9 protein-coding genes are annotated in these 10,064 nt (G+C 69.4%); 7 read left to right on the forward strand and 2 right to left on the reverse strand.

Translation table 11 applies throughout. The features are described 5' to 3' along the window. Positions 1-14: 14 nt before the first annotated feature. On the reverse strand, positions 15-521 hold the full coding sequence (locus tag ACIQ7Q_RS26680; protein WP_403867109.1) for a hypothetical protein: 507 nt from the start codon (positions 519-521) through the stop codon (positions 15-17). Between the two features lie 528 nt (positions 522-1,049). Between ACIQ7Q_RS26680 and ACIQ7Q_RS26685 the strand changes: the two genes are divergently transcribed. Together ACIQ7Q_RS26685 and ACIQ7Q_RS26690 are read left to right on the forward strand one after the other, a co-directional pair. Continuing rightward, positions 1,050-1,730, forward strand: coding sequence for a MerR family transcriptional regulator (locus ACIQ7Q_RS26685; RefSeq protein WP_403867112.1), 681 nt, complete (start codon positions 1,050-1,052; stop codon positions 1,728-1,730). 397 nt (positions 1,731-2,127) lie between these two features. Further along, positions 2,128-2,850: a 3'-5' exonuclease gene (locus ACIQ7Q_RS26690; RefSeq protein WP_403867115.1), complete on the forward strand. Its 723-nt coding sequence runs from the start codon at positions 2,128-2,130 to the stop codon at positions 2,848-2,850. 77 nt (positions 2,851-2,927) lie between these two features. On the opposite strand, the gene ACIQ7Q_RS26695 is transcribed toward ACIQ7Q_RS26690, so the two are convergent. Beyond that, the gene (locus ACIQ7Q_RS26695; protein WP_403867118.1) at positions 2,928-3,779 is read right to left on the reverse strand and encodes a phosphotransferase enzyme family protein; all 852 of its coding nucleotides are present in this window, start codon (positions 3,777-3,779) and stop codon (positions 2,928-2,930) included. A gap of 148 nt (positions 3,780-3,927) precedes the next feature. On the opposite strand from ACIQ7Q_RS26695, the gene ACIQ7Q_RS26700 reads away from it, so the two are divergent. The 5 genes from ACIQ7Q_RS26700 (at position 3,928) to ACIQ7Q_RS26720 (ending at position 9,990) form a co-directional block, all read left to right on the forward strand. After that, on the forward strand, positions 3,928-4,887 hold the full coding sequence (locus ACIQ7Q_RS26700; RefSeq protein WP_403867122.1) for a carbohydrate ABC transporter permease: 960 nt from the start codon (positions 3,928-3,930) through the stop codon (positions 4,885-4,887). Continuing rightward, a complete protein-coding gene (locus tag ACIQ7Q_RS26705; RefSeq protein ID WP_403867125.1) occupies positions 4,884-5,726 on the forward strand; it encodes a carbohydrate ABC transporter permease in 843 nt (280 codons plus the stop codon). Before ACIQ7Q_RS26700 ends, ACIQ7Q_RS26705 begins: the two co-directional genes overlap by 4 nt. Then, positions 5,726-7,036: an ABC transporter substrate-binding protein gene (locus ACIQ7Q_RS26710; RefSeq protein WP_403867128.1), complete on the forward strand. Its 1,311-nt coding sequence runs from the start codon at positions 5,726-5,728 to the stop codon at positions 7,034-7,036. The genes ACIQ7Q_RS26705 and ACIQ7Q_RS26710 overlap by 1 nt, the downstream gene beginning before the upstream one ends. Positions 7,037-7,111: 75 nt before the next feature. Next, complete coding sequence (gene mgt / locus ACIQ7Q_RS26715) at positions 7,112-8,308, forward strand: macrolide-inactivating glycosyltransferase (protein ID WP_403867131.1); 1,197 nt, start codon at positions 7,112-7,114, stop codon at positions 8,306-8,308. 482 nt (positions 8,309-8,790) lie between these two features. Next, positions 8,791-9,990, forward strand: coding sequence for a S8 family peptidase (locus ACIQ7Q_RS26720; protein ID WP_403867134.1), 1,200 nt, complete (start codon positions 8,791-8,793; stop codon positions 9,988-9,990). Positions 9,991-10,064 lie beyond the last annotated feature (74 nt).

Raw genomic sequence — 10,064 nt, forward strand, 5'->3', positions numbered from 1 at the left:
CACCCGCCACACCTCTAAGCAGGCACCTTGTCGGCCCGGCGGGCAGTCGCGGCACGCGCCGGGACGTAGGCCCACAGCGCGACGCCGATGAAGATCACCTGCTCGGGAATCCTGAACCACAGCGGCGTCGCCGGCTCCCCGTTGAACGGGATCCGCTCGACGGCCGCGTGGATGTTGGCCGGGAGCATCAGGACGAACAGCACGGCGAGGCCGAGCCCGGCCGTCGGCCGGGTGGCCTCCCGGACGAGTCCGGCGGCGCCGAGCAGTTCGAGAACGCCCGTCGCATAGACCGCGAGGCGGGGGAACGGCACGAACGGCGGGACCATCGCGACCAGGTCGTGGTGGCCGGGTACTGGGCCGAGGGCGGACGGGACGAAGTGCGCGGTCGCCGTGAACACCAGCATGACCGCGAGGCCGTGCAGGACTGACACCCGCCAGGTCGCGAACCGTCCGACGCCGAACGCGCCGAGCAGTCGGAACAGCACGGTGGGAACGGCGATGAGCATGAGTGTGCCGAACATGAGAGGAGAATCCTTTCGGTAGGTCGGTCGTGTTCAGGCAGCGGTGAAGAACAGGCCCGCGCCGTACGCCCGGCGGGCGGACAAGAAGAAGCCGTCAGGTCGGCCCGGGCCGCCGTTCTCGACGACCTGCCGCGCGGGGGGCCCGGTGACCCGGGCTCATGTCGTGCGCCACCGGCGATGATCCCCCGGCTGAAGAGCGGACACCCGGTGACGTCCAAGCTGGGAACGTCGTTCGGGCGCGGCCGTGCCCGCCACTCGGAGACCTCGGGGGCGTGGGCGCACGGCGTCGAGCGTCGGACGGTTCGGCCGTCGGGGTCGCCCATCGGAAAGCGGGGGACGTTCGTGAGGGACCGCAGTTCAGGACGGGACGCCATGACGAGTCTCCGGGCCAGTGACGGCGCGGAGTTCGGGATGATCCAGCCTAATGTGGGCACGGCGAAGGGCCTCTTTCGGGAGGTTGCGCGGATGTGCATCACAGCAGAATGGATAATAGCGCTATCCGCTATCCATTGCCGAGGAAGTGAGCAGATGAAGGTCTCCGAGCTCAGTCGACGCACCGGCGTACAAGTGCCGCTGATCAAGTACTACTTGCGCGAAGGGCTGCTGCCCCCGGGGCGGGCCACCGCGTCCAACCAGGCCGACTACGGCGAAGACCACGTGCACCGGCTCCGGTTCATCCGCACCCTGATCGGGACGCGCGGCCTGTCGACCAGCGCGACGAAGGAGATCCTGGACGCGATCACCGCTGAACAAGAGGATCTGCACCAGGTCTTCGGGATAGCACTGGGCGTACGTCCTACCAAGAAGGAGGAGGACACCGGCACGGAACGGCCCTCGAAGGAGCCTGAGCGGGAGCCGGCGGGCCTGGCCGACGCACGCAAGCTGATCGCCGAGATGGAGTGGGAAGTCTCCCAGGGCAACCCGGCCGCGCACACCCTGGCAGAGGTACTGGCCGCACTCGCCGACCTGGGCGCGGACATCGACTGGCGCGGCCTGCTGCCCTACGCCCGACTCGCCGACAGCATCGCCGACGTGGACGTGCAGCAGATGCGCGGCGAGCGCGACCTGCTGGCCCAAGCCGAACGGGCCGTTCTGGTCTCGATCCTCCTTGAACCCGCCCTGCTGGCCCTCCGCCGACTGGCCCAGGAGGCCAAGTCGGCCCGGCACTTCGGCGGCGGCGGCCGGCCCGGCGAGGCGAACTCCGCATGAACGTATGTCGGCTGGTGCCAGGAAGTGCGGCGACGCACCCGCTCATTTCACCCGGTCGTCCCGCAGGACGGCTGCCAGTGCTTCCCGCCTCCTTGCCGGGCGGCCTGGGCGCGGGCGGCTGCCGGGGGCGGTGGTTGTGGCAGCACGGAACGCTGGACCTTCCACGAGAAGGCCTTCCTGATGGGAGGAGTCCGGGCAGCCGCGACAAGGCGTAGTGCGGCGGCGATGGGGGGCACGGCGTCGTTCCACTCCGACGCCCGTGGGGGCTCGTGGTGCCGATGGTGCAATGAGCGGATGGTCCGGTCGGGACCGCCGCCCGAACCCGCTGTCAGTGGTGCGTGCGAGAGTGGTCGTCAACTGGGGGAAGCACCACCGCACCACTGAGAAGGGGGCACTCATGTCCTGGCACCGCGAGCTGCTGGTCGGCTTCGATCTGGAGACGACGGGCACCGATCCGCTCGACGCACGCATCGTGACGGCCGCCGTCGTCGAGCTGCGGGCCGGGCAACCGGTGCGCAGGCACGGCTGGATGGCGGATCCGGGGATAAGCATCCCGGCACAGGCTTCCGCCATCCACGGCATCAGCAACGAGCGAGCCGCCGCCGAAGGCCGCCCCGCCCGCGAAGTGGTCGACGAGATCGCCGGGGCGCTGACCGGCCACTGGCAGCAGGGCGTTCCGATCGTCGCATACAACGCCGCTTTCGATCTGACGTTGCTCGCGGCTGAGCTGCAACGGCACGGGCTGCCTTCGCTGGACGAGCGGCTGGGCGGCCGGCCGATCGGCCCCGTCGTCGACCCGTACACGATCGACCGGGCTGTCGACCGCTACCGCAAAGGGAAGCGCACACTCGAAGCGGTCTGCGTCGAGTACGGGGTGGCCCTCGACAGTGCCCACCACGCCGACGCGGACGCGCACGCCGCGGTGCTGGTCGCCTGTGCGATAGCGGAGCGGCACGCCATGGTGGCGGGCCTCGAGGTGGAGGAGCTGCACCACCAGCAGGTGGCCTGGTACGCGCAGTGGGCGGCCGACTTCCAGGGCTTTCTGCGCCGCAAGGGCACGTCCGACGCCGTGGTCGACGCCTCGTGGCCACTACGGGAGCTCGCGCCGGTCGCCGGCTGAACACACCGGCCCGGCGAGGAGTTCACAAGGCGCGCCGGCATGGGGCAGGCCAGGGAGAAGCGCCGACTCGGGCACCCTCAGAAGGGGTACCAGCGCACCTCTGGGTCGTCGTCCCGCAGGGACGCCACTCTGCGGGAGAATTCGGCCAGCGCCGCGGGGTTGGACGGGGCGTGCTGGGCGACCCAGGCACAGCTGGCGGTCTCGCGGGCGCCACGCAGCACGGCGCAGCCGTCCCAGGTGCGCACGTCCCAGCCGTAGGTCTCGGTGAACGAGTCGTAGGCGGCGGGGTCGAGGCCGTAGCGGTCACGGGAGAGGGCCATGACCACGAGGTCGTGTTCGCGCAGGTCCGACGAGACGGTCTCCAGGTCGACCAGGACGGGACCGTCCGGACCCGCATGGACATTGCGGGGGAGCGCGTCGCCGTGGATGGGACCCGGCGGCAGACGGGGGGTGAGCGCGGCCGCCGCATCGGCGAAACCGTCGCGGCGCGCCCGCAGAAAGGCGGCGTCGGCGGGGTCGATCGCGTCGCCGGCCAGCCGCAGCCAGCGTTCGACACCGCCGAGCAGATCCCGGCTGGGCAGCTCGAAGGGAGGGGACTGGAGCGCATGGACGAGCCGCAGCAGGCGTGCCAGGTCGGCGGGCTGCGCGGGCCGTAGGGCGTCCGGGAGCCGGTGCCACACCGTCACCGGGTGTCCGGCGACCAGTCGCGGCACGGGCTCCGCGGCCCGCACGGCAGGCACATCCGCGGCCTCCAGCCAGGCGGCGACGGCCAGTTCACGCTCGGCACGCGGCAGCAGCTCATCGTCCCGGCCGACCTTGACCACCACCTTGTCCGCCGCGAACACGGCGTTCTCACCGAGCGCCAGCAGCGGCGCGTCGGCCGGCAGCCCGGCCTCCGCCAGCACCTCGCGTGCCCGTGTCTCGTCCATTCGCCCTCTCCCAGCACCGTCGTGAACCCGACAAAGTTTCGCATCCGTGCAGGTCACCTTGACGAACCGACAGCTCGTCAGCACCATGACGCCAGGCCGCCGGGCGTCCCGGGACTGTCCTGACCAGCCGCCCGAAGGAGTCGAATACGTGACATCGGCGACCGTAACGGCGCGGTCCGGGAAGAACACCGGAGAGCCGGACGACGGACGGCCCGGGAAGGGCACGGCCCGAAAAAGGGTCATGGACCTCGGTGCCTGGTTCCTGGTCCTGCCCGCGCTGCTTCCGATCCTGGTGCTGAGCGTCGGTCCCCTGCTCTACGGGATCGCTCTGGCCTTCACCGATTCGCAGGCCGGGCGCACCGAGCCCACCGAGTGGATCGGCACCCTCAACTTCCAGGACCTCCTTCACGACACACTGTTCTGGGACTCGTTCAGGATCGGCCTGCTGTGGGCGGTCGGCGTGACCGTCCCGCAGTTCCTGCTCGCGCTGGGGCTTGCCCTGCTGCTCAACCAGCAGCTGCGGCTGCGCTGGCTGGCCCGGGCGCTCGCGATCATCCCGTGGGCCATGCCGGAGGTCGTCGTCGGCATCATGTGGCGGCTCGTCTACAACCCGGACGCCGGTGTCCTCAACGAGACCATCCGCGACCTGGGCCTGGGCGACGGCCGGGACTGGCTCACCGGGCTCGCCACCGCGCTGCCGGCGGTGATCATTGTCGGGGTCTGGGCGGGCATGCCGCAGACGACGGTCGCCCTGCTGGCGGGACTGCAGAACACTCCGCACGAGCTGCACGAGGCCGCGGCCCTCGACGGCGCGGGCGCCTGGCGCCGGTTCCGTACCGTCACCTGGCCCGCGCTCAAGCCCGTCGCACTCGCCATCACCGCCCTCAACTTCATCTGGAACTTCAATTCCTTCGCCCTGGTCTATGTGCTGACCAACGGCGGGCCCGGCGGGCGGACCAGGCTGCCCATGCTCTTCGCCTATGAAGAAGCCTTTCGCTATGGGCAGTTCGGGTACGCGGCGGCGATGGGCTGCATCATGGTCGCGGTGATCTCGGTGATGCTCGCCCTCTATCTCGTGGGACGGCTCAAGGGAGGCGAGGACGCATGACTGCCCTTCGCACCGGCAGGGCAGGGCGGGCAGGGCAGTATCTGGCACTCCTCGCCTACCTGGTCTTCCTCGCCTTCCCGTTTCTGTGGCTGATCTCGACCGCCTTCAAGCCGCCACGCGAGCTGGGGTCCCTGCATCCCACGTGGATTCCGCAGAACCCCACCCTCGGCAACTTCCGGCAGGCGTTCGACGAGCAGCCGCTGCTCCAGGCCGCGGGCAACAGTCTGCTCGCGGCCCTTGCCGCCGCGCTGATCGCCGTGGTGATCGCGACCCCCATGGCCTACACGATGGCCCGCAACCGCAGCAGGCTGACGACCGCGGCGACCGGATGGGTGGTCGTCAGCCAGGCGTTCCCGTTCGTCCTGGTGATCATCCCGCTCTTCCTGATCCTGAAGAACCTCCATCTGATCAACACCCTGTTCGGCCTGATCATGGTGTACGTCGTCTGGTCGCTGCCGTTCGCCCTGTGGATGCTGGTGGGTTACGTGCGGGCCGTGCCGCGCGAGTTGGAGGAGGCGGCGGCGGTCGACGGCGCCGGCAGACTCCGTACGCTCGTGTCGGTCACCGCGCCGCTGCTGGCGCCCGGCATCGTCGCCACCGCGCTGTTCGCGTTCATCACCGCCTGGAACGAGTTCTTCTTCGCCCTCGTCCTGCTCAAGACCCCGGAGAAGCAGACCTTGCCGGTCGTCCTCACCCACTTCCTCGGTGCGGAGGGCGTGGCCGACCTCGGGCCGCTCGCCGCCGCCGCGTTCCTCGCGACGATTCCCTCGCTCGTCATCTTCGCGGTCATCCAGAAGCGGATCACGGGTGGGATGCTGGCAGGGGCGGTGAAGAGCTGATGCGCGCACGCGGGACGGCACGGGTCAGGTGGCTGACGGCGGCCGCCGCTTCACTCGCGCTGCTGCTCACCGGCTGCGGCGGGGACGGCGGCGAGTCCGACGGGACGATCAGGCTCCGCTTCCAGTCGCTGGCCTGGCAGAAGGAGTCCGTCGACGCCAACAAAGAGCTGGTGGAGGAGTGGAACGCGGCCCATCCCGGCGTCCAGGTCGAGTATGTCCAGGGCAGCTGGGACAGCGTCCACGACCAGCTGCTGACGTCGTTCGAGGGCGGCGAGGCGCCCGACATCATCCATGACGCCTCCGACGACCTCGCCGACTTCGCGTACGGGGGATATCTCGCCGACCTGAGCGGGCTGCTGCCCGAGCGCCTCACCTCGGACATCCCGAAGCAGAGCTGGGAGACGACCACGTTCGGCGACGGCGTCTACGGCGTCCCGTTCCTCCAGGAACCGCGGGTCCTGATCGCCAACAGGAAGATCCTCGAGGAGTCCGACGTCCGGATCCCGACGGCCGACAAACCCTGGAGCTGGCAGGAGTTCCGCCAGGTCACCAAGGATCTGACGCAGAAGATGGGGAAAGGGAGGTACGGCGTCGCCTGGCCACTCAAGGAGCCCGTCTCCGTCACGCTCAACCTCGGTCTGTCCGCGGGCGGGCAGCTGTTCCACCGCGGTGACGACGGCAGGGTGACCGTTGACTTCACCGCCGGCGACGCCGTCGTGCCCGGCACGATCCACGACCAGGTCAACGTCGACGGGAGCGCCTCACGCAGCACGCTCGGCATGGGCGGTTCCGACGCACTGCCGGGGTTCTTCGGTGGCAGGTACGCGATGGTGCCGCTGGGCTTCTCCTACCGGCAGCAGATCGCCCAGCAGGCGCCGGAGGGCTTCGAGTGGACGGTGCTGCCGGCGCCCGCGGGCCCGGAAGGGCCGGCCCAGGGCGTGAGCCCGCAGACCTTGTCCGTCTCGCAGGACAGCGCACACCAGAAAGAGGCGGCGCAGTTCATCGACTTCATGCTGCGGCCGCAGAACATGGTCCGGCTGGCGAAGGGCGACTGGATGCTGCCGACCGGTACGGAGGCGCTGAAGGACCCGGCGCTGCACACGGAGAACGACGGCTGGGCGACCGGCGCGGCCCTCGCCCGTGATCTGCGCCCGGCGCCGGCGCAGTCGGTACGCGGCTATCCGGAGTGGAAAGACAAGGTCGCGACACCGGCGTACCAGGAGTACTACAGCGGCGCGATCGACGAGGAGGACCTGAAGGAGCGGCTGGTGAAGGACGGAAACCTGGTGCTCGCGCGCTATCAGCGCTGACGGGGGAGTGCCGGGGCCCGGCAGGCACGGGAAGGTAAGTTGCACGAGACGTATCGTCTCGTTTAGTCTCGCGTCATGACCGAATCGCAGCGCGCCCATATCGCCATGTTCTCCATCGCGGCCCCGGGGCATGTGAACCCGAGCATCGAGGTGATCCGCGAGCTCGTCGCCCGCGGCCATCGCGTCAGCTACGCGATCCCCGCCTCGTATGCGGACCGCGTTGCGGAGACCGGCGCCGAGCCCGTCGTCTACACCTCCACGCTCCCCACCGAGGACGAGCCGGAGGCATGGGGCACGGAACTGATCGACAACATCGAGCCGTTCCTGAATGACGCCATCCAGGTACTGCCGCAGCTCATCGAGGCGTTCGAGGGCGACGAACCGGACCTCGTCATCCACGACATCACCTCGTACCCGGCGATTGTCCTCGCCCACCGCTGGGGTGTGCCCGCCGTCTCGCTCTCGCCCAACCTCGTCGCCTGGGAAGGGTACGAGGAAGAGGTCGCCGAGCCGATGGCCGTCGAGCTGCGGGCGTCGGAACGGGGCAAGGCGTACTACGCGCGCTTCGCCGACTGGCTCGCGCAGAACGGCATCACCACGCATCCCGATCCGTTCGTCGGGCGGCCACGCCGCAGCATCGTCCTCATCCCCCGGGTGTTGCAGCCGAACGCGGACCGCGTCGACGAGTCCGTGTACTCGTTCGTGGGGGCCTGCCAGGGCGACCGGAGGAGCCAGGGGGAGTGGCAGCGGCCGGCGGACGCCGAGAAGGTCCTGCTCGTCTCGCTCGGCTCCACCTTCACCAAGCAGCCGGGCTTCTACCGTGAGTGCGTGAAGGCCTTCGGAAACCTGCCGGGGTGGCACGTGGTGCTCCAGATCGGGCGGTACGTCGACAAGTCCGAGCTCGGCGATGTCCCCGACAACATCGAAGTGCGCTCCTGGGTACCGCAGTTGGCGATCCTCAAGCAGGCCGACGCGTTCATCACTCATGCGGGCGCGGGCGGCAGCCAGGAGGGCCTCGCCACCGGCACGCCGATGGTGGCCGTGCCGCAGGCGGTCGACCAGTTCGGCAACGCGGACATGCTCGTGGGTCTGGGGGTGGCGCGGCGTCTCGAGACGGACGCCCCGGCCGGGGAACTGCGGGACGCGGTACTCGCGCTCGTCGGGGACCCGCAGGTGGCGGGGCGGCTCGCGGAGATCAAGTCCGGGATGGCCGGCGAAGGCGGCACGCGACGCGCGGCGGACCTGATCGAGGCGGAACTCCCGTCCCGTTAAGGCCTCCGGCTTCAGGGCGACGGGACGGCCCCGCCGCCCCTTGTGTGAATTCGTCCTTCATCGCGCTCGTGCGCGAATGTGTAAATGGCGTGTACGAATGGCCATATCCGTGATGCATGCGTGAGGTGTGTGTGGGAGCTTTCTGCGCACGAGTGCCGGATCCGCTTCGAAAGCATGGGCGTATTCAGGTCGTCCCGCCCTGTCGAGCGGTGATGTGCGGCAGGGTGCGGCCTCTTCTCGCGGAGGGGCCCCAAGCCTCGGAAGTGGGGCGCAATCCCCTTGCTGAGTACGCCGGTTGGGGTCGATGCCCGACTTGGGTCGCCCTGGCCGATTTCTTATTGCGGAACCTTGTTTTCTAAGTCACAGCTGTATGAAGGTCTTGATCTGGGCGCGTCAATCGGTCAGGGTTTCGAGCCAGCCCCCGGAGAAATTCCGTCCGTGGGCGGATCCCCCCACAAAATTTGACGAGGAGACCCCTCTTCATGGCAACTCACAAGCGCGCGAGCAGGATCAAGCTCACCGCAGCCATCACTGCCGTGGCCGCCGCAGCCGGCGTCACGCTGCTCAACACATCCTTCGCGGGAGCCGCCGCTCCCGCCGAGGGCAAGATCTACGGTGCGAACGCCAAGGGCGCCGTCGCCGGCAGCTACATCGTGATGCTGGACGAGAACGCCGACAAGAAGGGCCTGGCCAAGGAGTACGGCGGCACGCTGCAGCGCAACTACAGCTCCGCCATCAACGGCTTCTCCGCCAGCGGTCTGACGGAGACGGAGGCCAAGCGTCTCGCCGCCGACCCGGCCGTGGCCAAGGTCGTCCAGAACAAGAAGTTCACCATCAACGCGACCCAGGACAACCCGCCGTCGTGGGGCCTGGACCGGGTCGACCAGGCCGACACGGCCGGCGACAGCAAGTACACCTACCCGGACAGCGCCGGTGAGGGCGTCACCGCGTATGTGATCGACACCGGAGTCCGTATCTCCCACAAGGACTTCGAGGGTCGCGCCACACACGGCTTCGACGCCGTGGACAACGACGACTCCGCCGACGACGGCAACGGCCACGGCACGCACGTCGCCGGCACCGTCGCGGGCGCGGCGCACGGCGTCGCCAAGAAGGCGAAGATCGTCGCCGTGCGTGTCCTCGACGACAACGGCTCCGGCACCACCGAGCAGGTCGTCGCGGGCATCGACTGGGTCACCCAGAACCACCAAGGCCCGTCCGTCGCCAACATGAGCCTCGGCGGCGGCGCCGACGAGGCCCTCGACGAGGCGGTCCGCAAGGCCGTCGCCGCCGGCGTCACCTTCGGCGTCGCGGCCGGCAACGAGTCCTCCGACGCGGGCCAGGGCTCTCCGTCGAGGGTCAAGGAAGCCATCACCGTCGCCTCCTCCACCAAGGAGGACGCCCAGTCGGACTTCTCCAACTTCGGTGAGATCGTGGACATCTACGCCCCCGGCTCCGACATCACCTCGTCGTGGAACGACAGCGACGAGGGCACCAAGACCATCTCCGGCACCTCGATGGCGACCCCGCACGTCGTCGGCGCCGCGGCGGTCTACCTCGCCGGCCACCAGGACGCGACTCCGGAGCAGGTCGCCAAGGCCCTCACCGAGGGTGCCACGGCCGACAAGGTCACCAACCCGAGCGCGGGCACTCCGAACAAGCTGCTGAAGGTCGTCGAGTGACACAGGCATGACCCAGGTGTGACCCCGGTGTGAGCGGCGGTCCGTGGCCGGGCCCGGCCACGGTCCCCCGCTCA

The sequence above is a fragment of the Streptomyces sp. NPDC096176 genome (assembly GCF_044763255.1).
GTDB lineage: Bacteria > Actinomycetota > Actinomycetes > Streptomycetales > Streptomycetaceae > Streptomyces.

Bases quoted from the DNA above. Each gene is read 5' to 3' on its own strand.
- ACIQ7Q_RS26690 (WP_403867115.1), top strand. From the start codon at position 2,128: ATGTCCTGGCACCGCGAGCTGCTGGTCGGCTTCGATCTGGAGACGACG.
- ACIQ7Q_RS26685 (WP_403867112.1), top strand. From the start codon at position 1,050: ATGAAGGTCTCCGAGCTCAGTCGACGCACCGGCGTACAAGTGCCGCTG.
- mgt (WP_403867131.1), top strand. From the start codon at position 7,112: ATGACCGAATCGCAGCGCGCCCATATCGCCATGTTCTCCATCGCGGCC.
- ACIQ7Q_RS26705 (WP_403867125.1), top strand. From the start codon at position 4,884: ATGACTGCCCTTCGCACCGGCAGGGCAGGGCGGGCAGGGCAGTATCTG.
- ACIQ7Q_RS26695 (WP_403867118.1), bottom strand. From the start codon at position 3,779: ATGGACGAGACACGGGCACGCGAGGTGCTGGCGGAGGCCGGGCTGCCG.
- ACIQ7Q_RS26720 (WP_403867134.1), top strand. From the start codon at position 8,791: ATGGCAACTCACAAGCGCGCGAGCAGGATCAAGCTCACCGCAGCCATC.
- ACIQ7Q_RS26680 (WP_403867109.1), bottom strand. From the start codon at position 521: ATGTTCGGCACACTCATGCTCATCGCCGTTCCCACCGTGCTGTTCCGA.
- ACIQ7Q_RS26710 (WP_403867128.1), top strand. From the start codon at position 5,726: ATGCGCGCACGCGGGACGGCACGGGTCAGGTGGCTGACGGCGGCCGCC.